The following is a 25,708-nucleotide window of genomic DNA, read 5'->3' on the forward strand; positions in this document are numbered from 1 at the left end:
ATCTGTTGGTATTTAAGTTTCGTTATAATTAACAAATCTTTAGGAATGAGTTTTAAATCTTTGATTATGCATTTGTCTTAAGATGTGTTTCTGCACTTTTCCCACTGCAGTTCTAGGAAATTCATCAACAAATTCTATTGTATCAGGGACTTTAAATTTGGCTAAGCGTTTGCGACAGTAAAGAATAAGTTCATCTTCGTAAACATTGGAATTTTTATGTAAAATAACATATGCCTTAATAGCTTCGTCGCGCATCTCATCAGGAATGCTGATTACAGCAGCCTCATAAACCCCTTCATAATCTGCCAGAGCACTTTCAACCTCGTTTGCCGCAACATTTTCGCCTGCCCGTTTAATCATATCTTTAATTCGATCAACAAAATAAAAGTAACCATCATCCCCGATTCTGCCATTATCGCCTGTGTACAACCAACCATCTCTTAATGTTTCTTTCGTTGCCTCTAAATTTTTATAATACCCCTTCATTAATGAACGACCCGGAATCCCTTTAACTACGATTTGACCTGATTGTCCATTTTGTACTTCATTTCCTATTTCATCGACTATTTTTACTTCATAACCAATGGTAGGCTTTCCAATACTATTATTATTGCGAATCCCATCTAATGGATTCATTAGTGGTACTCCCACAGTTTCAGTCATCCCATACATCTGTAGTAAAGAGACATTATACTTCCCTTCAAAATCCTTTAATTGTTCTTCCGCAACCGACTGAGCAAACCAGATAACTCTTAAAGAATGATGAATATCAGTTTGGTCGAATTTCTTTGCAAGAATCATTCTTATAGGTGCAGCGAATAAGGAACCTACCGTTGCACCTAAGCTTTTGGCTTGTTTGAAATAACGCGAAGCACTAAATCGTTCGGTTATTGCAATACTGCCCCCTACTACTAGAGCAGACATTGTAGAATAATACTGTGCATTTCCATGAAACAATGGAAGAACGATTAATTGCCTATCATTCGGAGCTAAGCGAATTGATTTTGACATAACTTCTCCTGTGAATAGATAGTTCGCGTGTGTAATCTGAACCCCCTTTGGTTTTGATGTTGTACCTGATGTATAAAGTAATGCAGCCACATCCTCGGAATCTACATAAATATCCGGTAAATCAGATTTAGCTTTTGCTATTAAGTGCTTTAAGTCTTTATCCACATATTTCTCACTTTCACAACGAACTAGCAATATTTCCTGTAAATACGGTAGACTTTCACGTGTGTTTGTAAATTTGTCTAAATATTTCTCTTCCGTAATGAGAAGTATTGACTCCGAATGATTCAGTAGATATTCCATTTCATCTTTAGTAGATAAAATGTTGGTTGGGACCATAATAGCTCCGATTTTAGCCAATGCAAACCACGAAGTCATAAACTCTAGACAATTTGGGAGATGCAATGTTACATGTTTACCTTTCGTTACACCTAAATCAATAAATACGTTACTTAAACGATTTACTGTATCAGCAAATTCACCATAAGTTAATTCAAATCTCTTCTGTTCTATATCTTCAAAAAGTAGAAACGTTTTATCTTTGTGCCTAGCTGCTTGCTCGTTTAATAACTCTTTCAATGTTCTATTTCCGACAATATCCATCCATTTTCCCCCTTTAAATCCCAGCATGTTTGACACACCCAAATAAAACGCTTACATTTCTCACCAAAGAATACAAAATAGAGACTATATTCACAAACTACAGTCTTCGATTTAATTATAATTATACATCGCATCACAGTCAATTAATTTTCAGAATATTTATAATTCTATTATAATTATGATAATTCGATATTCCCAAGCTCTATTGTATCAAGGTATTTAAGAAATAAATAAAGAACATCTCCTCAAATCCTGTATAATTAACCTTATTAAAAAACTACCAACTGACTCGAGTGAGGCCCTATTCCTAATTAATAGCGGCTGATAGATATAAATTAACAAAGTTGTTATTCATTGTAATCGCCAAAATAAAATGAGGTTTATAGTTATGAGAAGTTCTTCGAATGGCAATTTTTAAACCACCTTTTAAAAAGGAGAGATATAAATGGCACGTTCTACCCCAAGACAAATTAAATCCCAACAAACTAAAAAGAAAATTTTAGAAGTTGCTCTGGATCTTTTTAGCAAAAAAGGATTCAATCAGGTTTCAGTTGATGAAATTGTAAGTGTTAGCAATACATCAAAAGGTGCGTTCTACGTGCATTTTAAATCTAAGTATGAAATCTTCATTGAAAAGTTTAAAGAGATTGATGATTTTTATGCCTCTTTCACTAAATCAATACCTAAAGACCTTAGCTGTAGTGAGAAAATTCTTCTCTTAACCAAATCTCAAATGGTTTTTTTGAGAGATGACTTAGGAAAGGATTTGATGAGAACAGTTTACGTTAGTGCATTGATTCCAAATCAACCTAAATCTCTTTCAGACACAGATAGAACCCTATACAGAATCGTTCATTCATTTGTTCAAGAAGGACAAGTTGCAGGAGAATTTAGAAAAGAGATTCCATCTGAAGAAATTACTATGCTGATCACACGTTGCATGCGAGGAACACTTTATGATTGGCTTATATTTGGAGGGGATTTTGATCTTGTAGAGGAAATTCAAAAATTTATTCGTACCATTTTAGTTGAAAACATATCGACAAAGTAATAGAAATTTCACACTTATTGTTAACATGTCATATTTTTACTAGCCTATTAAAAGCTAAATAAAACCACAGAAATCTATAAAACCTTTTAGACATATAGAAAGTGCGCTTAGACATCCTAACACCACTCCACAAAAAAAGGTAAGAGCATAATTATGCTCTTACCTTTTTCAACTTCACTTTGCTACTTCTTCTTTCGCTGCCGCCATATTCATATTAGTTTCAGCATTCTCTTGATTGATTGTAGTCGGGAACAAATTACGCTTACCTGAGAAATTCTCAAGTAAGTCTTTGACATCAATGCCTGAAGAAGCCTTTAATGACTCCTGCAATGTTGCCATTAAATTTGTTGCATACCCAGTCACTTTATTCGCACCACCATTCGCACCACTTCCACCCGTATCCACTACGGTAATTTTGTCGATATTACTAAGTGGACCTGCTACTTGTTTAGCATATTCCGGTAGCATTTTCAAAATCATATCCATCACTGCCGCTTGCCCAAACTGTTCAAAGGCTTCCGCTATCTTCTGCTTAGCTTCCGCTTCTGCCACCCCTTTTAACCGGATAATTTCTGCTTCCGACGTACCTTGGGCCCTTTGTGCATCCGCTTTTGCAAGTCCATCCATTCTTACACGTTCTGCTTCTGCTTTCGCCATAGCTTCAATTTTATATTTATCGGCATCCGCTTCTGTAATCTGTTTCATCTTATTAGCAGAGGCTGCTTGCTCTACCGCATAGCGGTCAGCATCCGCCTTTTTCTTCACCTCAGAATCATATTGCTTTTCACGGCGGAGAATTTCTTTTTCTTCAAGCTCGATTTGCTTTTGCCGCTCGATGATTCTGATTTGCATTTCCTGTTCCGTAACTTCCTGTTTTGACCTTGCAGTTTCTAGGTCATAAGCTTGGTCAGCTCGGGCTTTGGCAATATCTTGCTCGCGTCGGAACTCGGCGACCTTTAGCTTGTTGATTTTTTCGGCTTCCGCTATTTCTGTAGCCCGTTCGACTTCAGCACGCTGGGCTTCCTTTGAAGCTTCTGCACGCTTGATTCGCGTTTCTTTCTCTGCCTCCGCTGTTGCAATATCTGCATCTCTCTTTACTTGTGCAATTCTTGGTTTACCAAGGGATTCAAGATATCCATTTTTATCTCGGACATCTTTAATTGTGAACGATACGATGATGAGTCCCATTTTCGCCAAATCTTGTGAAGCCACCCTCTGTACTTCCTGGGAAAACTTTTCGCGATTTTTATAAATCTCCTCGACTGTCATCGAGCCAAGAATGGAACGAAGATGTCCCTCAAGTACCTCACGTGCTTCCTGTTCACGATCATCCTTGGATTTTCCAAGAAATTGCTCTGCCGCAGTGGCAATATCAGTGATTGAACCACCAATTTTTATAATTGATACACCATCAGCCATGACCGGAACACCCTGCTCTGTGTACACTTCGGGAGTAGAGACTTCAAGTTTGCTTGACAGCAAGCTCAATGGCTCTGCTTGTTGGAACACTGGTAAAACGAATGCCCCTCCACCACGGACAATCTTAATTTTATTCCCTGATTCATCGATATGAACATTTTTGCTACCTAAGTAGCTTCCAGTTACGATCAATGCTTCATCAGGACCAGCCGTACGGTATTTCGTAACAAAGACAGCAATAAGTGCAATAAGTAAAAAAGCAACAATAGCAACAACAACCCAAATTAAACTAAACATAAACTACCTCCGAACCTTTTATTAATTTTGATGAGGCATCACATAGACAACCCCATTTTTGACTTCAATGATTAAGACTTTAGTATCTGATGCAATTCCTTCATTTTTAAAACTGGCAGCGGTCTTCGCAATGCTGCCACTAATACTCTCAATTAAGACTTCGCCAAACCCGTCAACTGGGATGGATGTCAGCACCCTTCCAACCCTTCCTCTCAGGTCATTATCATGAAATACTAAACTTTCCTCTGCTGATGAGATGGGAATCAAAACAAATACATTCAATAAGGTGACAGTGGACAATGATATAAGCAAGGAAATCGCCGCAATCACTCCACTATTAAGACCTGTGACCGATTCAAACAAAAAACCACTTGCAAAAAATACAGTTAAAAAACTAAAAATGAGAGTTGGATTAAATTGGTCCGGTAATTCTAATCCGGAAAATATATCATTAAACAAAATAAATAAAAAAGTTAGTACACCGGAAATAATTAATCCATATAAATAAATTGTTTCTAATGGAACCCCAAATAACTCCATCTCTTTCATCCTTTAAATTGGATTTTTTATGCCCCAATACCTAAACAGCTTGAAGTAAGCTTCTAACTGATTAGTTTATGTATTGTTCTAACCTATATATGCAAAAAAAGTATTGTTATATTCCCCCTTTAAATACTTTCCCTACCAAATTATACGAATTAAAGCTTTAAAGGTTTCATTTTTTTATCATTCTCTTTTAAATCCGGACACACCCTTTCAGTACATTTTAATACTTGACCTTTTAAAAACAGCTTTATAAAAAGAAAAATTCAAAATATTATTGACAGCGTTTACTTATCATATTAAAATTCTTATATGTTAACTTAACTAACAGATGGGTTTACAATAGGAGGCAACATTATGAAGGAAAGTCATGAAAAATTAAGAATGATGATGGTTACAGCCTTATTTGCAGCACTAATAGGAATATTCGCCCAAATTACTATCCCACTGCCTTTGGTTCCGATTACAGGTCAGACTCTGGCCATTGGACTGGCGGCTACTATACTTGGTTCACGTTATGGAACCTCTTCAGTTTTATTGTACTTGTTTATTGGGGCTGCAGGTGTACCGGTATTTGCTGAAATGTCTGGAGGACTTGCAAAAATATTCGGTCCGACTGGCGGTTATTTATTATCCTATATACCAACAGTCTATATTACCGGTCTGATTTTAGAAAAGACCCGTTTTACAGTTGCAATAGCTTTCCTTGCAAATATCATCGGGATGATTATTACCTTAATCATAGGGACGGTATGGCTAAAATATATGGCTTCATTAACATGGACAGCAGCCATAGCTAGTGGATTTGCTCCATTTGTAATTGTCGGTACCCTAAAAGCCTTCCTTGCCTCATGGCTTGGCATTACGATTCGTTCAAGGTTAGCATCTGCTAAAATGCTACCTAAAAAAAATGCAACAATCTAATAATATTTCTATCCAGGTAATCAGAAAACAGGATACCACAAATGTGGTATCCTCTCTTACATTTTAAAAAAGAATTATCAACCCCTGAATTCTTGAAGTTCCTGTCTGTTATATCTCTATAAATACTATTTCAAGTAATTCGCAATTAATCCATCTTGATCAAGTTTTTTTGAAGTTAAAGGAAGGAAAAAAAAAAGACTCTTTCTGAAAAAGAATCTTTTTTTACAAGTAATTATTGCGGTCCTATCCCCATAAGTCCGAATATGAATAGCAAATGTATGTTAACCCCTTTGCTAACCGTAATCATTTTACTATAGTAATAGTGTTTTGACAACTATTGAAGGAACATGAATTCGCTACGATATTGGGCAAAAAAATACTATTTCATATAGGATTATGTAGCTGATATTGAATTATTTATTATACACTTTATATTCTTTTTTCGTACCATCATCGTAATTCACTTCTAAGTCGAATTCTTCATAATCATCTTTCAAATTAAAAGCCTTTGTTACATCTTGAATGACCTCATCATCAGAAGAATCTTTGGTGAATGTCAGCTTTTCTAATATCGGCGTTAGCTCTTCCAACGCTTCTTCACTGTGGACTTCGTGTTTATTTAGTTGGTCATCAATAGAGGCTTCTGTTTGGACTCCCATCGCATCATATTCTGCTTCATATTCGTTGTCATTACCTGCATAGTCAACTTCTAATTGAAAATCCTTAAAAGTAAAAGGCAGCTTTTTATTATTATCCGTTCCTGTTTCAGAATTGGTTTCTGCTTTGTTTTCATTTTCCTCAACCGGTCGATTCTTAACTTCATCGTTATCTTCCCCGCACCCAGCCATAACAAGCATGGCTGCAAATGGGAGTGATAGTACTTTTATTGTTTTTCTCATAAGTCATTTCCTTCCTTAGTCTGTATAGCTTATTTATTTCCTAAAAGAATGCAATTAAAACCTCTTCCAAGTGTCATAAGGTAGAGCAGATTAAAGAATAAAGTCCTTCTAGGATTAAAGGGGAATGATATAAAACAATACAGCAAAGAAGTGCGCGACAGAGCCTGCAAGCACAAATAGATGCCAAACAGCATGATGATAAGGGAAACCGCGCCAAACATAAAAGACAGCCCCAAACGTATAAAGCAATCCCCCTGCAACCAATAGCTGGATACCTGTTGAAGGCATTGCTGCTGATAGTGGACCCCATGCAATAACAATCAACCACCCCATCGCGATATAAAGAATTGTAGAAAGGAAAAGAAACTTCTTCACAAAGAAAGCTTTGAATACAACGCCTATAACTGCCACTCCCCATACAATTCCAAGCAGTGTCCATCCTAGTGTCCCTTGGATTACAAGCAGCATGATAGGCGTGTACGTTCCTGCTATGAAGAGATAAATTGCTGAATGATCAAAGATTTCAAATAGGTCCTTCGTTTTCCCTGCTGGAAAGCTATGAACTAAAGTTGAAGAAACATATAAGAGTAGCATGGAAACCCCATAAATGACTGAAATCACTACATGCCAGGCCGACCCCTTCTGAACTGAGAAAATTATTAAAAACACAAGAGCGGCAATACTTAACAAGACACCTACTCCATGAGTAATTGCATTTACCACTTCTTCTTTTTTTGTATAAACATGTGTATTAGCCACGTTACAGCTCCTTAATCTTAGGAAAAAATTATTGTTTTGAAATTCTTCTCAATTATACATCAGTTCTTCAAAGCAATATAGGAAAGTAATTCAATCTTTGACTTATATATATGTAATTATCAAGAAAAAGATTTTCCACCATGTCGTTCCACCACCAATTATCGTCTAACTGTAGCCGGTATAGAAAAAAGGACCGGCTCCATTAAATGGTGAGCCGGTCCTTGAGAATTTTAGTTAAATGGCAAAATGGTGGCCGCCAATAATTTTGATTACCTCCAATTGTTTCATCCATTCGCTGTCCGATATACTTGGGTTCCAGAAATACAATGCATCATTTGTGTAGCCATGGATCGCTATAGCTTCATTTACAGCTCTCTTAGCATCAGCTCCTGCTGCTTTATTAATACTACCATCACCAACAGGGGAGAATTGATTTTTTTGATAAATCACTTCACGGATCGTATCGGGAAATTCATTGCTATCTAGGCGATTCAAAACAACTCCCGCAACCTCGACCTTTCCTCGGTATGGCTCTCCTTTTGCTTCAGCATGCACCAGCCTAGCTAATAGATCTTTATCATTTTCACTCATTACATGAGGAATAATCAATGTTTTACCTGGATCGGCAACATTATTTTCATTATGATTGACTTCTTTTAACGTACCAATTGGCACTCCGTATTGCTTCGCAATATCCCATATCGATTCACCTTGCTTAATGACATGTTTTTTTGCGCCATTAGAAGCTTTACTTATGGTTCCAAAAGGGAATGCTATTCCAAGTACGATGACGCTTAGAGTTATTATCACTGTTAATAATGCTGATAATTTCATCCTGTAACCTCCTTGTTAAGCATCTACCTAGGATAACAGACCCAATTGGAGAAAACAGTGCTAAATTATTTCCAAGGGAATCCAGGTAAAATATTACACACTTTGAATTTTTATTTAACTCTTTCAAATCCGCTTAATTATTTATTTTTTGAAGGGATTCCCATTCTTCACGTAAAATTCCCATCCTTATGGAATCGTAATAATAACCATCAAAATAACGGCATTTCCTCATTCTTCCTTCAAGCTGCATACCTACTTTTAATGCAACAGCCATCATCCGCTCATTTCCTGACCAGGTCGTCAGTCCAACCCGTTCGATTTCAATGTTTTCAAATAAATAGGTGATAAACAACTTTATGGCTTCCGTGCCATATCCGCCATTCCAATAATTGGTCTCAAAAATAGTAATACCGATTTCAAGCCAACGCGATGGTTCATGTTCCCAATAATATACAATTGATCCGATTATTTGATGATCCTTTTCCATTATTAACTCGGAGTATACTCCCATTTTCTCATCATAGTTCCGATGTTTCTCTTCTTTATCGATATACGTATTAAAATCAATGAGTTCGTGAGGATAATATGGTGCATCCCATTTTTTCCACTCTGGATTCTCTTCCCCATACTTTAAGCTCCACAAAAGTTTTAAATCATCTTTTTTTACGTTTCTCAATACTACATTTCTTCCTTTAATCCAAACATCATCCAATCTGATTCCTCCTATTTTACCCTTACCTGACTATTCCTAGCCTTAACTAGTCAATTTGATAAAGTACTGCCTCTCTCTAGGACCATCGAATTCACAAAAATAAAGACCCTGCCATGTACCCAGAATCAAACTTCCTTTATGAATAATCACTTGTTGTGACGAACCTACCGTACTTGATTTCAAATGGGCTGCAGTATTCCCTTCCATATGTAGATCTAGAGTATGATTCCATGGATATTGCTCGTCCAGCCTCCTTAGCATATCCTTTTTGACGTTTGGATCCGCATTTTCATTAATCGTGATTCCAGCAGTAGTATGTGAACAATATACAAGAGCTATACCCTCTTGAATACCAGTTTCCGTGATAAATGCCTGCACTTCTGTTGTAACATCAATCATATCATCCCTTTTAGTAGTTTTTAATGAATTTTTCTTCAGCATGAACGTTCCACTCCTTTAATACCTTTTTATACACATACCCAAAAACATTTGAAAACATGCTTTTGTTCGTTTAATTATGCAGAATTAAATAGTAAAAATAAGAATAACTTATCGACATTAATAAATAGATTAATCTGTTCTTATTAACAGTATTGCATTAAAATTGGATATATAAGGAATGAGGAGGCGTATTAAGATGAGCTTTAATTTTATATCCATCGATCATTTCCAATTAGCATCTCCTAAAAATACAGAAGAGATAGCAAGGAAGTTTTTCACTAATGTATTAAAGTTTCAGGAAATTGATAAGCCTGAAACTTTAAAGTCCAATGGAGGAGTATGGTTTAAATCTGGATCGATCCAAATTCATATTGGAACCGAAGATCATTTTATTCCAGCACGGAAAGCCCATCCAGCTCTAGAAGTTGAAAATCTAGTAGACCTTAAACAACATCTAATAAGTAATCATATACCTTTTATTGAAGATAAAAAGCTACCAGGAGCAAATCGAATTTATGTATCCGACCCCTTTGGTAATCGAATTGAAATTTTAGAGTGGATATGAAAAAAGCGGGTTCAATGATTATTGAACCCGCCTTTTTTCGTGATTTATTTCTGTTTCTTTTTCCAGATTCCCAATATAAACGCAGTAATAAGAGAACCTATTAATATTGCCAGCATATAGCGAAATGGATGATTGACTAGCGGGATAACAAATATACCGCCATGTGGTGCCGGAAGAGTGACGTTAAAAGCCATCGACAGTGCACCAGCTGTTGCAGCCCCGATTACACTGCTTACGATAACTCGAAAAGGGTCAGCTGCCGCAAAAGGAATAGCTCCTTCTGTAATGAATGATGCACCCATAAAGTAATTAGTGAATCCAGATTTTCTTTCCATTTCACTGAATTTACTTTTAAAGAATGTAGTCGCAAAGGCAATTCCGAGAGGAGGTACCATTCCACCTGCCATTACGGCAGCATGAGGCCCGAAACTTTGTGCTTCAATAGCTGCAAGTCCGAAAGTGAAAGCGGCTTTATTCAGGGGTCCACCCATATCTACAGCCATCATACCTCCTAAAATCAATCCAAGCAAAATAGCATTCGTACCTGATAAACCTTGTAGCCAGTTGGTTAAGCCTATGTTTACTGCAGTTACTGGCTCATTTATTACAAATATCATGATTAAACCTGTAATTAACATGCCGAATACAGGATAAAGTAAAACTGGCTTAATCCCTTCGAAGTTCTGTGGCAACTTGGAAAACAATTTTTTCAATAATAAAACGACATATCCGGCAAGAAAACCAGCAATTAGACCACCTAGAAAACCAGCATTAGCTTGTGCTGCCAATAACCCTCCAACCATACCAGGAGCAAAACCTGGACGATCAGCGATACTTGAGGCAATGAAACCGGCTAGTACCGGGACAAGCAAGAAGAAGGCACCGCTAGCCCCTCCGCCAATATCACTTAATGCTTTGGCAATGGGATTAAATTCAGGCTTTGTTGGATCTGCTGCTTCAATTCCGAAAAAGAAAGAAAGCGCAACCAAGATTCCGCCTCCTACAACAAATGGAAGCATATTACTTACACCGTTCATTAAATGCTTGTAAATCCCAAGCCCTCCTTTTGATGAATCACCATCCTCACTTCTTTCATTCCCGGTTCCTTTATAAACTGGTGTATCCTGATTTATGGCCCGATTTAGCAGTTCTTCAGGCTTCCTAATACCATGGGCAACTGGGACGATAATGACATGTTTTCCATTAAAACGATCCATCTCGACCTGCTTATCCGCAGCAACAATAATCGCATCAGCATCTGCAATATCTCTAGCTGTTAACCCATTTTTGATTCCCGTTGAACCATTTGTCTCTACTTTGAAATCGATTCCCATTTCTTTTGCCTTCGCCTTCAAGGCATCGGCCGCCATATAAGTATGGGCAATCCCGGTTGGACAAGCTGTAACGGCAAGAACTTTTCCTTTGGTACTTATAGCAGTGGCACTTGTTCGTTGTTCTTCTTGTTCTTCTCTTTCTTCTTCATCCGCTTCCTGTTCTTTTTGATTGATTATGCCTAGCACTTCCTCTTTGGAAGTAGCAGAAATCAGACGGGACCTGAAGTTTGTATCCATTAGTAATGAAGAAAGCCGGGAGAGTGTCTCTAAGTGGTCTGTATTGGCCCCTTCGCTAGCTGCAATCATAAAAAATAGATGTGCTGGCTGACCGTCAAGCGACTCATAATCAATACCTGATACCGATTTACCGAAACAGATAGCCGGTGTTTTCACAGCACTTGTTTTTGCGTGTGGAATAGCTATTCCCTCACCAATCCCTGTGGTGCTTTGTTCTTCACGTTTTAAAATGGCTGCTTTGAAAGTATTTTCATCATTTAATTTGTCGGCTTTGGCTAACTTCCCAGACAATTCATCAATAACAGCTTGCTTTGTATCACTTTGTAAATCGATAATAATTGTATCTAATTTCAACAAGTCTGTAATTTTCATAGAGTTAGCCCCCAGTTATCTTATTTATTTCAATTTGCGGTAATAATTCTTCGATTTTATCCAATGTACAGAGATCGGATGAAAAGGCTGTAGCACTTCCTGATGCAAGACTGAAACAAAAAGAAGAGAAAATATCCTCTGTTTTTTCATATGTTCCAATAAACCCAGCCACCATGGAATCACCGGCACCCACCGAGTTTATAACTTTTCCTTTTGGAACATTAGCGGTATATGAATCGCCATCTGTGCAAAGTACAGCACCGCTTCCTGCCATTGAAACTATTACGTGCTGAGCACCGGATTCAACCAATTTAGATCCGTATTTGCTTGCATCCTCAACATTTTTAATTTTAGTAGAGAAAAGTTCACCAAGTTCATGATGATTAGGCTTAATAAGAAAGGGTCGATGTTGAAGTACGCTCAACAACTCTTTTCCGCTCGTATCCACTACTAATTTAATGCCATTATCTGAACACGTTTTAGCCATAGATTCGTATACATCAGAAGGAACGCTTGATGGAATGCTCCCTGATAAAACAAGAATATCGTTGTTTTTCAGCTGTTCGATTTGACTAAATAACTGTTGATAATTCGCCTTTGAAATAACTGGTCCTTGGCTATTAATTTCCGTCTCCATTCCCGTTTTCAACTTAATGTTGATTCTCGTATCTCCTGCTATCTCTGTAAAGTCCGTAAAAATCTCTTCTTGTCTTAAATACCTTTTTACAAACTCTCCAGTTTGTCCGCCAATGAAACCAAAAGCTGTTGTATCATTTCCAAGTCTTTTCAGCACCCGGGAAACATTAATTCCTTTCCCACCAGGAAATTTAACTTCATAGCTTGTTCGATTCACCTTGCCCATTTGAAAATTTTCCACCTCAACCAGATAATCGATGGATGGGTTGAGTGTTACTGTATAAATCATTAAATAGTCACGACCTTTATCTTGGGATTTTTTTTGAATTGAGCAATAGCATCTTCATTATTCCTATCAGTTAGGATTATGGCATCGCTTACATCCGCAACCTTAGCGAAAGTAGCTTCATTCAATTTAGAACTGTCAGCAAGCACGTAACTTTCGTTAGAGAGTCGCAATGCTATTTTCTTCAACAAAGCTTCCTCAGGGTCTGGAGTGGTGAAACCCATTTCTTGATGGATACCATTCATACCTAAGAAACATTTATCGAAGCGATATTCGTTTAGAAACTGTACAGCGGTGCTGCCTATAACTGCATTAGTGGAGAATTTAATCGTTCCACCTACTAAAACAGTTTTGATTTCTAACTCGATCAATTTTGGAATATGCATAAGGCCATTTGTTAAGACCGTTACATTTTTATCTTTTAAATAGGGAATCATTTCTGATATGGTCGTACCTGCATCAAGGTAAATACAATCATTCTTCTCAACAAATGATGAGCCTAACTTGGCTATACTTTGTTTTTCAACTATTGCTTTATTTTGCTTTTCCATTGTTGAAGGCTCCAGGCCTTTTCTTTGAAGCAATGCCGCTCCGCCATGCACACGTTTTAATGCCTTCATTTCTTCGAGCTGCACTAAATCTCTTCGAATGGTTGATTCTGATGCATGTAACAGATCTACAAGCTCCTGCAACTTAATCGTTCCTTGTTTCTTAAGAAGCGATATGATGAACTGGTGCCTTTCTGTTGTCAACAATTCGCCCACCTCCAGTTTAATACCATCATCATATATGAAAAAGATAGAATAATCAATCATAAACGTTTAAATTTATTCAAATTCATTCACTTTTCTCCATCTAATTCATTCAAAAACATTCATTTAAAGATTAAAATCAAAATCATTATTTATTTAAGCATTTATTAATTTTTTCATTTACCCTTTCAAGAATTTCATTTCCTATTACCTTGATTAGACGGTTCTTCCCTATGAAAATATGTATTTATTTTCCTGCATCAAAAAAACCCTCTGTCATGATGACAGAGGGTTTTAATAATTTTACTAATTAACCTTGAAGTAAAAGTTGTTCTGGATCTTCAAGCATATCCTTGATTGCTACTAAGAAACCAACTGCTTCTTTTCCATCAACGATACGGTGATCATATGATAATGCAAGATACATCATTGGTCTGTTTTCGATTTGATCTCCAACAGCGATTGGACGTGTCTTAATTGTATGCATCCCTAGGATACCAACTTGTGGAGCATTCAAAATTGGTGTAGATAAAAGGGAACCGAAAGTTCCACCGTTTGTGATAGTAAAAGTACCACCAGATAAATCTGAAAGTCCTAATTTGTTGTTACGCGCTTTAACAGCTAAATCCGAAATGTTTTGTTCGATTTCAGCAAAGCTTTTACGGTCAGCGTCTCTTACTACAGGAACAACTAATCCTTCATCAGTGGATACTGCTACACCGATATCATAGAAGTTCTTTTTCAGAATATGGTCGCCTTTGATTTCAGCATTCAATAATGGATACTTTTTCAAAGCTCCAATAACAGCTTTAGTAAAGAATGACATAAAACCAAGTTTAACATCATTAGCTTTAACGAAAGAATCTTTATGACGGCTACGTAATTCCATAACAGCAGAAAGGTCGACTTCGTTGAAAGTTGTAAGCATGGCAGCTTCAGATTGAACTTGAACTAGACGTTTAGCGATAGTTTGACGACGGCGAGTCATTTTCACTACTTCAATACGGTCATCGTTCACTTCAACAGGAGCTGCTGCTTGTTTAGCTGCAGGAGCTGCTTGCTTAGGTGCTGCTACAGGTGCAGGGGCATTACTTGCTGCTTCTACGTCTTGTACACGTACACGACCTAGTGGATCAACAACAGGCACTTGAGTTAAGTCAATTCCTTTTTCACGAGCCAATTTTCTTGCCGCTGGTGAAGCAATAACTTGCTGAGTTGAAGATGCTTCTTTCGTTTCTGCTTTAGGAGCTTCTTGTGCAGGTGCCGCTTGTTCCGCTTTAACTGGTTCTGCTTTCACTTCTTCAGTCTTAGGAGCTTCCGCCTTTGGCGCTGCTGCTGCTGCTGTTCCATTTTCATCAACGATAGCGATAGATTGTCCAACTTGGACTGTATCGCCTTCTTCTGCTAAAAGTTCTGTAAGCGTACCAGTATAATCTGAAATGATTTCTACGTTTACTTTATCAGTTTCCAGTTCAAGGACATATTCACCTTTTTCAACACGGTCACCGGGTTGTTTTAACCATTGCGCAATAGATCCTTCAGAAATTGATTCTGCTAATTCAGGTACTTTTACTTCAGCCATTTTATTTCTCCCCCTCATTATTGCGTGTTATTGCTTGAGTCATAATCCGTTGTTGTTCGTTTTTATGGACTAGTGGATCTCCCTCAGCCGGACTGGATCTGCGTTTTCTGCCGATATATGTTACAGAAAGGTTACCTGGTGCCGCTGCATTTAAGCGAGGTTCAACAAATGTCCAAGCTCCCATGTTTTTCGGTTCTTCTTGTGCCCAGAAGATTTCTTTTAGGTTGGTATATTTTTTCAATGCTTCTTGAACGCCAGTGAACGGGAATGGATAAATCTCTTCGATACTGATGATTTGCAACCAATCCGTATTTTTTTCAGCTGCTGCTTTTTCACGAAGTTCAACAACCAATTTACCTGTTGCAAAAACAATGCGCTCTACTGCTTTTGGTTTTTTGCCCAATGCTTTTGTTTCAACGAATGATTCAAAACTACCTTCACTGAATTCTTCAGCTGTAGAAGCCATCACCTGATTACGAAGCATACTCTTCGGTGTCATGATGACAAGTGGACGTACTTGCTCTTGTTCCAGTATCTTAGCTTGTCTTCTAAGGATATGGAAGTATTGAGCTGCCGAACTTAAGTTAGCAACTGTCCAGTTGTTTTCAGCTGCTAATTGAAGGAAACGTTCCAAGCGGGCACTTGAATGCTCTGGTCCTTGTCCTTCATATCCGTGTGGAAGCAGCATAACAAGACCTGATCTTTGACCCCATTTTGCACGGCCTGCCGCGATAAATTGGTCAAAGATTACTTGTGCTGTATTTGCAAAGTCACCGAATTGACCTTCCCAAAGAACAAGTGTTTCAGGTGCGAATACATTATAACCATATTCATACGCTAGAACTGCTGTTTCAGTAAGCGGGCTGTTATGAACAGCGAAAGAAGCTTTAGCAGTTTCAAGTGTGTGAAGTGGTGAATATGTTTTTCCATTAACACTGTCATGCAACATAATGTTACGCTGTGCGAATGTTCCACGCTCTGAATCTTGTCCAGTTAGACGAATTGGAGTACCGTCATTCAAAATGGATGCAAATGCAAGTGTTTCAGCATGCGCCCAGTCAATTTTACCGTCATCTCCAAATGAATCTAAGCGACGTGATAGGATTTTTCCTAATTTTTTATTAGGTGTAAATCCTTCTGGCCATTTAACAAGTTCTTCATTAATTGAAACAAGTTCTCCTTTTGATACAGCTGTTTCAATAGTAGGAAGTCCTTTTTCAATAATGCCCGGCGGGTTACATTCTTTAGTAGCTTCTGGTTTATTTCCAGAAATTCTCGCATAAGCATCTGCCAGTTTTGTATCTACTTGCTCTGCCACTGTTTTAACTTCATCTTCTGTGAACTCGCCAGATTGAATTAGTTTTTTAGCATAAAGTTCTTTAACTGTTGGATGCTTATGAATCAATGCATACATTTCAGGTTGAGTAACCAATGGCTCATCCATTTCATTATGACCGAAACGTCTGTAACCGATTAAATCGATCAAGAAATCTTTATTATATTTTTCGCGATATTGGTTAGCAAGGTTTACTGCAGCCATACATGCTTCTGGATCGTCAGCATTCACATGCACGATAGGCACTTCAAAGCCTTTAGCCAAATCACTAGCATATTTAGTTGAGCGTGAATCTTCACTTTCCGTTGTAAAACCAATCATGTTATTAGCGATGATATGAATAGCTCCGCCAACTTGGTAACCGCGCAGACGGCTTAAGTTAAACGTTTCCGGTACAATTCCTTCACCAGGGAATGCTGCATCACCATGAATCAGGATTGCAAGTGATTTTGAAATATCTTGAACTGGGAAGCCTTTTTCTGTACGGTCTTCTTGGGCCGCACGAGAATACCCTTCCACGATTGGACCAACTACTTCCAAGTGACTTGGGTTATTGGCAAGAGTAATTCTTGCTTTTTGTATATTTGCTTTAGTAATTTGTTTATCCAGACCTAAATGGTATTTAACATCTCCTGTCCATCCGTAATTAATGCCGGTTGAACCTTCGGAAGGAACTAAATCTTTATTAGGTGAATGTTGGAATTCTGAAAAAATAACCTCATATGGTTTTCCTAGAACATGTGCAAGTACATTTAAACGTCCTCGGTGAGCCATCGCAATATTTACATTTCCAGTTCCATTTTGAACAGTCTGTGAAATCATTTCATCTAAAATCGGTACTAAAGTATCTAGTCCTTCAATAGAGAAACGTTTTTGCCCTACATATGTGCGATGAAGGAATTTTTCGAAACCTTCAACTTCATTCAAGCGTTTAAGTAATAATGCTTTTTTCTCTTTAGCCACTTCCGGGAACATGTTTCCGGATTCGACCATATCAGTAAGCCATTGCTTTTCGTCCAGGTCATTAACATGGTGAAATTCAAAGGCTATCGTTTTTGTATAAAGTTGTTTTAGGTATTGTACGGCTTCGTATCCGTCTTTCACATCATTAGGTGATTCGGGACAAATAAAGTCAGCCGGGATTTTTCTTAAATCATCTGCAGTCAACCCATATTTTTCGAAGTGAATTTGTTCCGTGTCTAATGCTTCTTCTTTTAAAGGATAAATATTTGCAGCTAGATGTCCATATGCACGGATATTTTCCGCTAATTTTACTGCAGACATTATTTTCTTCATAGGAAGAACTTCTCCAGTTTGTACAGTTGGTGCATTTCCGATAGTTACTTCAGCCGATACATCTAATGAAGGAGGACCTGATACTTCAAAAAAGTTTCTCAGTTCCGGATCTACTTCTTCCGGATTGGCTTGAAATAGATCGTATTGCTCCATGACATACCCAAGGTTTGGACCTGAAAAAGTTTTCCATGGGTCGTATGCCTTAGCGTCCTTGATGGTCATTTTGTAAACCCCCAAATTTTTCTCATAATTTTTTTCATTTCGTTTTATCCATCCCCAAATTCTTACTTCTAAATTTTCCCCAAATATATAATATATAATAAACAAATTTGGTTATTGAATAATAAAATTTTAAAGGATAAAACGTTTTCAGATGTTATATTAACATGTTTTTGTCGAAATATCCAAAGGTTAAAACACTTTATTCACCCTTTTTGAAACTATTTTTCTGCTTAATTCGTCATATTACGCCTTTAACAGACTTTATTGCTCATTTAAGTCCTTTTTCGCTAAAAAAAGATTTTTGTATTTTTGCATTTTGATTATTACCAGGTATATTTTACCATACCAAAAACCCTTTAAAATCAGTCAAACTGCCAAGCTGTTAAACTCAGATTCCCATATTGGAAAGTCCGGTGTAACAGCTTTGGCTTTTTGTTGTCATCCCCTGATCCCATGGCGATGACTAATGGAATAAAATGCTCTTTTGTAGGTACAGCATCTTTACTATAAGGAGCCATTTGCTCATAGTTAACCAAAGTCTCCATATCCCAATTCATGATCCTTTCTTCTACCCATTCCTCAAAACTGATTGCCCATCCCTCTGCCACATGCATATCTTCCTGAATATGGTTAAAGTTATGGACAATTCCACCGCTCCCGATAATAAGGACATTACTTTTCTTAAGATCCCCCAATACTTTGCCGATCTCATATTGCTTCGCAAATGGAAGATAGGGACTAATAGACAATGATACGATAGGGATATCGGCTTCAGGGTACATAATATGCAAAAGTCCCCATGCCCCGTGATCGAGCGGACGCCTATCATCTAGTTCCCCTAATACCCCTATTTTTGACAATAGGGTTAATATTTTATCGGATAACTCTAGACATCCCGAAGCGGGATATGTCACCTGATATATTTCTTCAGGAAAACCGGCAAAATCATAAATAACTTCATGTTTACTGACTGCTGAAATCAACTGCTCCTTACTTTCCCAATGTGCTGACAGGATAACGATTGCAGTTGGTTTATTCATAACTTTCATATATTCCTTTAAAAAAGAAGTGTAGCTGTTCTTTTCCAATGCTAATAGAGGTGTTCCATGTGATAAAAACAATGATGGCATCATAGAAACGATATATCCTTTCCCATGTAATCTCTTATCCCTATACCTTAATTTACTATATATAAACACTAAGTTCATCATTTAAATTGTATTTTAGGAGTTGTCTCATCAATCGTATCAAAGGTATACCCTTCTCTTTTTAGGTTTTCTATAATATCCGGCAATGCTTTTACCGTATTTTTCATACTATTGATATCATGTAATAAGATATTAACCTGCTTTTGATCTTTCAATCCTCTTTTCACAGAGGTAATGATTTGTTGCTCACTTATCGACGGACTGATGCCATCTGTTGAATCGATGTTCCAATCAAAGTAAATATAACCTTTTTCTGATAATTGTTGAAGGATTCCATTAATGATTGGTCTAGTTGTAACCTGATGTCTAAGATGATTATTTGAACCACCCGGTATACGTACAATACGGCTCTTTACCCCATACTCTTTTTCAAGCATGGTTTCAAGCCTATTCAGATCTTGAAAAAAACTTTCCGTTGACCGATAAACAATAGAATAATCATGTGTATAGGAATGGAGGGCGATTTCATGACCCCGGGAAATCATTTCTTTATAGCATTGTTTTGCGTAAGGTTCTTCATTACCTTTTACAAAAAAGGTAGCTTTAACATGATATCGATCTAATATATCTAAAATATCCATCGTATTCGTAGACGGTCCATCATCGAATGTCAAATATGCAATTTTCTGATCTTCTTTACTTTTTACAAGCGGTGTTATTTCTTCCGGAATTGTTGCGTGTACAAGAACTGGCGGTTCACCTGTCATAACCAAGATAATGAAAGCACACATTATGAAAAGATATAGTCGGAATAGACTCCTCATATAGTTGTATCCCCTTCCTTTTGACCATTAAGGTGTACTAATTCAGGGGTTTCATGCGCAATAAGACAGCGGTAAAAAATACCGCTGTCTCCTCACTGCTTATCGATCGACATTAAAGTAACGCGCTTCAGGATGAGCAAATACAATAGCTGAAACAGAAGCCTCTGGTTCCATCATGAATCCTTCAGTCAATTCTACTCCAATATCCTGCGGTTGTAACAAACGGAATAGCTTTTCTTGGTCTTCCAGATTTGGACAAGCTGGATAACCAAATGAAAACCTTTGACCGGTATACTTGGCTGCGAACCGCTCTTTCATTGACATTTCTATAGGATCGCTTATACCCAGGTCATCTCTCATCAATTGGTGGATTCTTTCTGCAAATCCTTCTGCAGTTTCAAGAGCCAGTGATTGAAGAGCATGGTTTTTCAAGAAATCACCTTCAAGTTTTAGTTGTTCTGCCCATTTTCTGATACCTCTACCAGCTGTAACGAGGAAGAAACCAACATAATCCATTTCCCCGGAAGAAACCGGCTTCGCAAAATCCGCCAAACAAAGGTGTGGACTTGTATCTTGTCTAGGAAAATCAAAAGTTTCCAATACTTCCTGATGATTATCCGGATTATAAATGAATAACTGGTCTCCATCACTTTGAGCAGGGAAAAATTGATAAATAGCATTTAACCCGTAGTCTGGTTCTGCCTTTAAGAATTCAATCAGCTCATCAACCAAATCATTCAGTTGAATTGCTTTTTCATTCCCTTGCTTCACCAGCTCAGCAACTTTACCTTTTAATCCTAAATGATGACCAATTAACATTTGCCTATTAATATATGGTTGGATGACATCTAATGGATAATTTTTCAAAACATGTCTTTTGATGTCACGCGGTTTTTGAACCGGGACATTGCTTAACGGAGCTGCTGGTGTTTGCTTGCGAACTGGTTTTTCCATGGTTGCTGCAATTGCCGCATTGGCTTTCGATTTTTCCCGTTTTGCAACTAACTCCTCTAAGTAGACAACCTTTTTGTTGGAATCATGTAAAATATTCGTGACAGCTAATCCATCCATAGCATCTTTGGAATATAAAACAGGACCGCCATATTCTGGTGAAATTTTGAAATCAGTGAATTTACGGGATAATGCTGCTCCCCCCACTAATATTGGAGTATCAATCCCTGCCTGTTTTAAATCCTGGGCAGTTAAAACCATTTGCTGTGCTGATTTTACAAGTAATCCAGACAGGCCTATGATAGTAGGCTCATGTTTTCGGACCTCTTCAATAATTTGTTGTGGTGCGACTTTAATTCCAAGGTCAATGACTTCATAGCCATTATTGGAAAGAATGATATCCACTAGGTTTTTACCAATATCATGTACGTCACCCTTGACAGTCGCTAAAAGGATCTTACCTTTCTTAGCACTATCTTCAGCATTTTCCATGAGTGGTTCAAGATGTGAGACAGCAGCCTTCATCGCCTCGGCACTTTGAAGTACTTCCGCGACAATGAGCTGATTATCATTAAATAACCTACCCACTTCACTCATCCCATCCATCAATGGTCCATTGATGATTTCTAATGGAGCGTCCCCACGCTCGATTGCTTTATTTAAATCTTCAATTAAGCCTTCTTTCGTTCCCTCAATAATATAGTTACCTAAACGTTCGTTTAACGGAAGGATAACACCATTATCTTTCTTCTCCGCTTTTTTTCCACGATAAAATTCAGTGAAGATAGCTAATGTTTCTGTGGAGGTATTAAACAGGAGTGCTTCGGCCAGTTTCACTTCCTCTTCCGGTATCAAAGCAAAACGTTCAAGTTTTTCCGTATTCACAATTGCGTAGTCAAGACCAGCCTTTGTACAGTGATATAAGAAAACGGCATTTAGAATTTCCCTTCCGCGTGATGGGAGGCCGAATGACACATTTGAAATTCCAAGAATCGTTAAGCATTCTGGAAATTTCTCTTTGATTGCCTTAATTCCTTTAACCGTTTCTAAAGCAGAGCCTATATATTGCTCATCTCCCGTACCTACAGGGAAAACAAGCGGATCAAAAATGAGGTCGCTTTCGTTTAGGCCATATTTATTTACTAGCAAGTCCACAGAGCGGGTAGCCACTTCAATTTTCCGTTCAGCATCAACGGCCATTCCAATCTCGTCAATTGTTCCTACCACAACGGCAGCACCGTATTGATGAACGAGTGGAACAATTTTTTCAAAGCGCTCTTCACCATCTTCAAGGTTGATAGAATTAATAATTGACTTTCCTTGAGAATGCTTTAAAGCCTGTTCAAGAACGGCTTCATCTGTAGTATCAATGACTAATGGTACTTTCACTTTTTTGACAACTTCTTCGACGAATTCCTTCATATCACCTAACTCATCACCATCAGGATCAGCAAGACAAATATCAATGACATGGGCGCCTTTCTTCACCTGAGCACGAGCAATTTCGGCAGCTGGCTCATAATGCTTCCCACGAATTAACTCCTTGAATTTACGAGATCCGATGACGTTCGTTCTCTCACCGACGAACAAGGGACGCATTGAATCATCATAAATAAGTGGCTCAATTCCTGATACGGCATGACCATGTGCTGATTCCTTCATTTCACGGGGCTGTACGCCTTCTAGAACCTTAGAAAGCTCTTTAATATGTTCTGGTGTTGTTCCACAGCAGCCCCCAATGATATTGACCCAGCCTTTTTCTGCAAATTGCTTCATTTTCTCTGCAAGGGAAGTCGGGGATTCATGATAATGACCTTCTTCATCAGGTAGGCCTGCATTCGGATAACAGCTAATGGCGCTGTTTGATATATCTGCAAGCGTCCGAATATGGTCTATCATGAACTCTGGTCCTGTCGCACAGTTCAAACCAACAGCCACAGGCTTCATATGTTCAACTGATAAATAGAACGCTTCAATGGACTGACCGGCTAGGGTAGTACCCATCGGTTCGATTGTCCCCGAAATGATGACAGGCACTTCTTTCCCTGTTTTAGCAAAGGCCGCTTTTATTCCAGAAAAGGCAGCCTTAACATTAAGCATATCCTGACAGGTTTCCACTAACAACAGGTCCACACCACCGTCTAATAGACCGAGTGCCTGTTCTTCATAAGAATCGGTTAAAATATCAAATGTGGTTCCTCCTGTAACAGAAAGTGTTTTTGTTGTTGGTCCCATTGAACCAGCAACATATCTTGGCCATTTATCATTTGAATATTTTTCACAAGCTTTCACGGCAAGTTCAGCTGAAATTTTATTAAGCTTATAAGCAATCGTACTTATTTGGTATTCCTCAAGAACGATGCTCGTGGCTCCGAAGGTATTTGTCTCAATAATATCGGCACCTGCTGCTAAGTATTTTTCATGGATGGTTTGGATGATTTCAGGTTGCGTCAGTGATAAATATTCATTACATCCCTCGAATTGTTCTCCCCCAAAGTCCTTTGCTGTTAAATTCTCAGCTTGTAGCATGGTTCCCATTGCACCATCAAGAAGGAGAATCTTAGACTTTAACTGTTCTTGAATCGCTTTTTTATTCATGTACTGCCACCTCTGATGTATGTTTACTATCGACTTCTCTAATATATTTTGTAAGTTCCGCAGTCATTTCATAGCGAAGGAATGGTGTAATTAAATAAATCCCCTTGAATTTTTCTCTTGCGGCGTCCACCAGTTCTCTGGCGATATTCACACCTTCCATTCTTGACTTTATCGGGTCATCCCCTGCTAAAGCCATAGCCCGCCTTACATTATCAGGTAATTTAATACCCGGTATTTCGTTATGGATAAATTCCGCATTTCGTGTGCTCGTTAACGGCATAATTCCGACGAAAATCGGAGTATCTATATGTTTTGTCGCTTCATAAACCTCTTCAATCTGATCGACTGAATAAATCGGTTGGGTCAAAAAGGACTGAGCACCGCAAGCAATCTTCTTTTCCATCCGCTGAACGGCCTTATTCAAATATTTCACATTTGGGTTAAAGGCAGCCGCAATTTTAAAATTTGCCCGTTGACCAAGACTTTGACCGGAATAGGAAAGACCTTCATTAAATTGTTTTACCATACTAATTAAGTCAAATGACGATAAATCATAGACTGAAGTTGCACCTGGGAAGTCCCCTATTTTTGAAGGATCACCAGTGATAATCAGAATCTCGTTCAACCCCACCGTTTGAAGCCCCATTAAATGTGATTGAAGGCCAATTAAGTTCCTATCACGGCACGTAATATGCACCATTGGATTTACATCTAATTGGTTTTTCAACAAATTGGCCAGCGCCTCATTAGATATCCTCGGCGAAGCAAGTGAATTATCAGCTAATGTAATCGAATCAACACCCGCATTTTTTAATGCCTCCGCACCAGCCATAAAACCTTCAATTCCTAATTTTTTCGGCGGATCAAGTTCAACAAGAATCGTTCTTTCAGTTTTGGCCTGCTCATGCAGGGGTAGTTCCAGTTCTCTATGATTCACTTCAATTATTTCGATTTCACGTGCTTTCGTCATTTTTTCTTCTACTGGAACTAAACTCCCAATCGCATTTTTCACAGATTGAATATGAAGTGGTGTTGTTCCACAACACCCACCGATTATCGTGGCACCCTGCTCACGAAGCTCAAGGGCACTTGAGCCAAAATATTCAGGCACTGCTTTATAAACTAGTCTTCCATCCACGTAATCCGGTAGGCTAGCATTTGGATAGATAGCGATAGCCGCATGCTTTGGCAAAGTCACTTCTTCCAAGGCGCGAATCATATGATGTGGACCTAGACGGCAATTCACACCAACAACATCAGCACCCAATTGCTCGAGTTTTTGAAATGCTTCATTTAAATGGATCCCATTTTGAAGATTACCTAATTCATGCATCGATACATTTGCAATAATTGGCAATTCCGTTTCTTTTTTAGCAATTTGCAACACGGTTTCAAGTTCTTCCAGATCATAAAATGTTTCAAGGAGAATCCCATCAGGATTTTCTATAAGCAGACTATATAGCTGCTCACGAAAACCTCGCTTAATTTCTTCCATGCTTAAATCCGATTTACGGATACTTCGCTGAGCCCCTATAGTACCAAATACAAATGCATTGCCTTTTGCAGCTTTTTTAGCAAGGATAACTCCCTGTCGGTTAATTCGGCTTACTTCATCTTCAAGACCATGCCTTTTCAATTTATTAAAGTTGGCTCCGTAAGTATTCGATTGTAGAATATCAGCACCTGCTTCTAAATAGGCACGATGAATGGATTCAATTTGATCAGGATTAGTGCAGTTTAATTCCTCATAACATTGATCGATTCCATATGAGTATAATAATGTTCCCATTGCTCCTTCTCCAACCAGCATTCTTTCTTTCAATTCTTTACGAAAATCCATATGTACACCCTCTCTCAAAAACAATTCTGTTTTTGTCGTTTTCTATGAGTATGAGAGAAAAGAAAAAAAACCTTCTCAAAGAAGAAGGTTTTTTGAAACATTCTCCTCATCTATCAAGCTCTGCTTGCTGGATTTAGCACCTTTGCCTAAGCTGGTTGCTGAGGTTTCCTCGGGCCAGTCCCTCCACCTCTCTCGATAAGATCCATTTATAAAGTTTTCTTAACATTTCAAAATTT

At 38.1% G+C, this 25,708-nt stretch carries 20 protein-coding genes and 1 riboswitch; of the genes, 3 read left to right on the top strand and 17 right to left on the bottom strand.

The features are described 5' to 3' along the window. Window positions 1-39 precede the first annotated feature (39 nt). Window positions 40-1,614 carry an AMP-binding protein gene (locus tag RE409_RS16360; RefSeq protein WP_309557812.1) on the bottom strand — a complete coding sequence of 525 codons (1,575 nt, stop codon included), beginning with the start codon at window positions 1,612-1,614 and terminating at the stop codon, window positions 40-42. Window positions 1,615-2,059: 445 nt separating this feature from the next. Here RE409_RS16360 and RE409_RS16365 point away from each other — a divergent pair, with 445 nt between their 5' ends. Continuing rightward, the gene (locus RE409_RS16365; RefSeq protein WP_201224074.1) at window positions 2,060-2,665 is read left to right on the top strand and encodes a TetR/AcrR family transcriptional regulator; all 606 of its coding nucleotides are present in this window, start codon (window positions 2,060-2,062) and stop codon (window positions 2,663-2,665) included. Between the two features lie 174 nt (window positions 2,666-2,839). Here RE409_RS16365 and RE409_RS16370 read toward each other — a convergent pair whose 3' ends face one another. Together RE409_RS16370 and RE409_RS16375 are read right to left on the bottom strand one after the other, a co-directional pair. Continuing rightward, complete coding sequence (locus tag RE409_RS16370) at window positions 2,840-4,381, bottom strand: flotillin lipid rafts scaffold protein FloT (RefSeq protein WP_309557813.1); 1,542 nt, start codon at window positions 4,379-4,381, stop codon at window positions 2,840-2,842. A gap of 21 nt (window positions 4,382-4,402) precedes the next feature. Further along, window positions 4,403-4,921 (bottom strand): NfeD family membrane protein, encoded by a 519-nt coding sequence (locus RE409_RS16375; RefSeq protein WP_309557814.1) that lies wholly within the window; start codon window positions 4,919-4,921, stop codon window positions 4,403-4,405. Window positions 4,922-5,281: 360 nt separating this feature from the next. Here RE409_RS16375 and RE409_RS16380 point away from each other — a divergent pair, with 360 nt between their 5' ends. Next, on the top strand, window positions 5,282-5,848 hold the full coding sequence (locus RE409_RS16380; RefSeq protein ID WP_201224026.1) for a biotin transporter BioY: 567 nt from the start codon (window positions 5,282-5,284) through the stop codon (window positions 5,846-5,848). Between the two features lie 413 nt (window positions 5,849-6,261). Here the strand turns inward: RE409_RS16380 and RE409_RS16385 are convergent, their stop codons facing one another. The 5 genes from RE409_RS16385 to RE409_RS16405 form a co-directional block, all read right to left on the bottom strand. Then, window positions 6,262-6,747 carry a YusW family protein gene (locus RE409_RS16385; protein ID WP_201224025.1) on the bottom strand — a complete coding sequence of 162 codons (486 nt, stop codon included), beginning with the start codon at window positions 6,745-6,747 and terminating at the stop codon, window positions 6,262-6,264. 114 nt (window positions 6,748-6,861) lie between these two features. Next, the gene (locus tag RE409_RS16390) at window positions 6,862-7,506 is read right to left on the bottom strand and encodes a PAQR family membrane homeostasis protein TrhA (protein ID WP_056520697.1); all 645 of its coding nucleotides are present in this window, start codon (window positions 7,504-7,506) and stop codon (window positions 6,862-6,864) included. 234 nt (window positions 7,507-7,740) lie between these two features. Further along, window positions 7,741-8,340, bottom strand: a complete 600-nt coding sequence (locus RE409_RS16395; RefSeq protein ID WP_201185341.1) for a cell wall hydrolase — start codon at window positions 8,338-8,340, stop codon at window positions 7,741-7,743. Between the two features lie 133 nt (window positions 8,341-8,473). Then, window positions 8,474-9,052, bottom strand: a complete 579-nt coding sequence (locus tag RE409_RS16400) for a GNAT family N-acetyltransferase (RefSeq protein ID WP_201185342.1) — start codon at window positions 9,050-9,052, stop codon at window positions 8,474-8,476. Window positions 9,053-9,094: 42 nt separating this feature from the next. After that, window positions 9,095-9,493: a secondary thiamine-phosphate synthase enzyme YjbQ gene (locus tag RE409_RS16405; protein ID WP_201185343.1), complete on the bottom strand. Its 399-nt coding sequence runs from the start codon at window positions 9,491-9,493 to the stop codon at window positions 9,095-9,097. A gap of 196 nt (window positions 9,494-9,689) precedes the next feature. Here RE409_RS16405 and RE409_RS16410 point away from each other — a divergent pair, with 196 nt between their 5' ends. After that, on the top strand, window positions 9,690-10,058 hold the full coding sequence (locus RE409_RS16410; protein ID WP_201185344.1) for a VOC family protein: 369 nt from the start codon (window positions 9,690-9,692) through the stop codon (window positions 10,056-10,058). 44 nt (window positions 10,059-10,102) lie between these two features. On the opposite strand, the gene RE409_RS16415 is transcribed toward RE409_RS16410, so the two are convergent. From RE409_RS16415 to RE409_RS16455, 9 genes are all read right to left on the bottom strand, one after another. After that, on the bottom strand, window positions 10,103-12,001 hold the full coding sequence (locus RE409_RS16415; protein ID WP_201185345.1) for a PTS fructose transporter subunit IIABC: 1,899 nt from the start codon (window positions 11,999-12,001) through the stop codon (window positions 10,103-10,105). Between the two features lie 4 nt (window positions 12,002-12,005). Continuing rightward, window positions 12,006-12,926: a 1-phosphofructokinase gene (gene pfkB, locus RE409_RS16420; protein ID WP_056520708.1), complete on the bottom strand. Its 921-nt coding sequence runs from the start codon at window positions 12,924-12,926 to the stop codon at window positions 12,006-12,008. Continuing rightward, complete coding sequence (locus tag RE409_RS16425) at window positions 12,926-13,738, bottom strand: DeoR/GlpR family DNA-binding transcription regulator (RefSeq protein WP_201224022.1); 813 nt, start codon at window positions 13,736-13,738, stop codon at window positions 12,926-12,928. The genes pfkB and RE409_RS16425 overlap by 1 nt, the downstream gene beginning before the upstream one ends. 247 nt (window positions 13,739-13,985) lie before the next feature. Then, entirely contained in the window at window positions 13,986-15,257 is a 1,272-nt protein-coding gene (gene odhB, locus RE409_RS16430) for a 2-oxoglutarate dehydrogenase complex dihydrolipoyllysine-residue succinyltransferase (RefSeq protein WP_201224021.1), read from the bottom strand. A gap of 1 nt (window position 15,258) precedes the next feature. Continuing rightward, on the bottom strand, window positions 15,259-18,111 hold the full coding sequence (gene sucA / locus RE409_RS16435; protein WP_098176341.1) for a 2-oxoglutarate dehydrogenase E1 component: 2,853 nt from the start codon (window positions 18,109-18,111) through the stop codon (window positions 15,259-15,261). A gap of 362 nt (window positions 18,112-18,473) precedes the next feature. Beyond that, the gene (locus RE409_RS16440; protein ID WP_309557815.1) at window positions 18,474-19,322 is read right to left on the bottom strand and encodes a dioxygenase family protein; all 849 of its coding nucleotides are present in this window, start codon (window positions 19,320-19,322) and stop codon (window positions 18,474-18,476) included. Beyond that, a complete protein-coding gene (locus RE409_RS16445) occupies window positions 19,319-20,026 on the bottom strand; it encodes a polysaccharide deacetylase family protein (protein ID WP_309557816.1) in 708 nt (235 codons plus the stop codon). Before RE409_RS16445 ends, RE409_RS16440 begins: the two co-directional genes overlap by 4 nt. 156 nt (window positions 20,027-20,182) lie before the next feature. Continuing rightward, entirely contained in the window at window positions 20,183-23,632 is a 3,450-nt protein-coding gene (gene metH, locus RE409_RS16450; RefSeq protein ID WP_201224018.1) for a methionine synthase, read from the bottom strand. Further along, on the bottom strand, window positions 23,625-25,472 hold the full coding sequence (locus RE409_RS16455; protein WP_201185353.1) for a bifunctional homocysteine S-methyltransferase/methylenetetrahydrofolate reductase: 1,848 nt from the start codon (window positions 25,470-25,472) through the stop codon (window positions 23,625-23,627). Before RE409_RS16455 ends, metH begins: the two co-directional genes overlap by 8 nt. Window positions 25,473-25,575: 103 nt before the next feature. Then, window positions 25,576-25,674, bottom strand: a riboswitch (SAM riboswitch). Window positions 25,675-25,708 lie beyond the last annotated feature (34 nt).

The organism is Peribacillus sp. R9-11 (assembly GCF_031345095.1).
In the GTDB taxonomy this organism is placed as follows: domain Bacteria; phylum Bacillota; class Bacilli; order Bacillales; family DSM-1321; genus Peribacillus; species Peribacillus butanolivorans.

What these genes read in the sequence shown, in the direction of transcription:
- RE409_RS16445 (WP_309557816.1), bottom strand. Translation starts at nt 20,026, where the DNA reads ATGACAGGTGAACCGCCAGTTCTTGTACACGCAACAATTCCGGAAGAA.
- RE409_RS16425 (WP_201224022.1), bottom strand. Translation starts at nt 13,738, where the DNA reads ATGATTGATTATTCTATCTTTTTCATATATGATGATGGTATTAAACTG.
- RE409_RS16405 (WP_201185343.1), bottom strand. Translation starts at nt 9,493, where the DNA reads ATGCTGAAGAAAAATTCATTAAAAACTACTAAAAGGGATGATATGATT.
- RE409_RS16385 (WP_201224025.1), bottom strand. Translation starts at nt 6,747, where the DNA reads ATGAGAAAAACAATAAAAGTACTATCACTCCCATTTGCAGCCATGCTT.
- odhB (WP_201224021.1), bottom strand. Translation starts at nt 15,257, where the DNA reads ATGGCTGAAGTAAAAGTACCTGAATTAGCAGAATCAATTTCTGAAGGA.
- RE409_RS16380 (WP_201224026.1), top strand. Translation starts at nt 5,282, where the DNA reads ATGAAGGAAAGTCATGAAAAATTAAGAATGATGATGGTTACAGCCTTA.
- RE409_RS16410 (WP_201185344.1), top strand. Translation starts at nt 9,690, where the DNA reads ATGAGCTTTAATTTTATATCCATCGATCATTTCCAATTAGCATCTCCT.
- RE409_RS16455 (WP_201185353.1), bottom strand. Translation starts at nt 25,472, where the DNA reads ATGGATTTTCGTAAAGAATTGAAAGAAAGAATGCTGGTTGGAGAAGGA.
- metH (WP_201224018.1), bottom strand. Translation starts at nt 23,632, where the DNA reads ATGAATAAAAAAGCGATTCAAGAACAGTTAAAGTCTAAGATTCTCCTT.
- RE409_RS16375 (WP_309557814.1), bottom strand. Translation starts at nt 4,921, where the DNA reads ATGGAGTTATTTGGGGTTCCATTAGAAACAATTTATTTATATGGATTA.
- RE409_RS16440 (WP_309557815.1), bottom strand. Translation starts at nt 19,322, where the DNA reads ATGATGAACTTAGTGTTTATATATAGTAAATTAAGGTATAGGGATAAG.
- RE409_RS16415 (WP_201185345.1), bottom strand. Translation starts at nt 12,001, where the DNA reads ATGAAAATTACAGACTTGTTGAAATTAGATACAATTATTATCGATTTA.
- RE409_RS16395 (WP_201185341.1), bottom strand. Translation starts at nt 8,340, where the DNA reads ATGAAATTATCAGCATTATTAACAGTGATAATAACTCTAAGCGTCATC.
- RE409_RS16365 (WP_201224074.1), top strand. Translation starts at nt 2,060, where the DNA reads ATGGCACGTTCTACCCCAAGACAAATTAAATCCCAACAAACTAAAAAG.
- pfkB (WP_056520708.1), bottom strand. Translation starts at nt 12,926, where the DNA reads ATGATTTATACAGTAACACTCAACCCATCCATCGATTATCTGGTTGAG.
- sucA (WP_098176341.1), bottom strand. Translation starts at nt 18,111, where the DNA reads ATGACCATCAAGGACGCTAAGGCATACGACCCATGGAAAACTTTTTCA.
- RE409_RS16360 (WP_309557812.1), bottom strand. Translation starts at nt 1,614, where the DNA reads ATGGATATTGTCGGAAATAGAACATTGAAAGAGTTATTAAACGAGCAA.
- RE409_RS16370 (WP_309557813.1), bottom strand. Translation starts at nt 4,381, where the DNA reads ATGTTTAGTTTAATTTGGGTTGTTGTTGCTATTGTTGCTTTTTTACTT.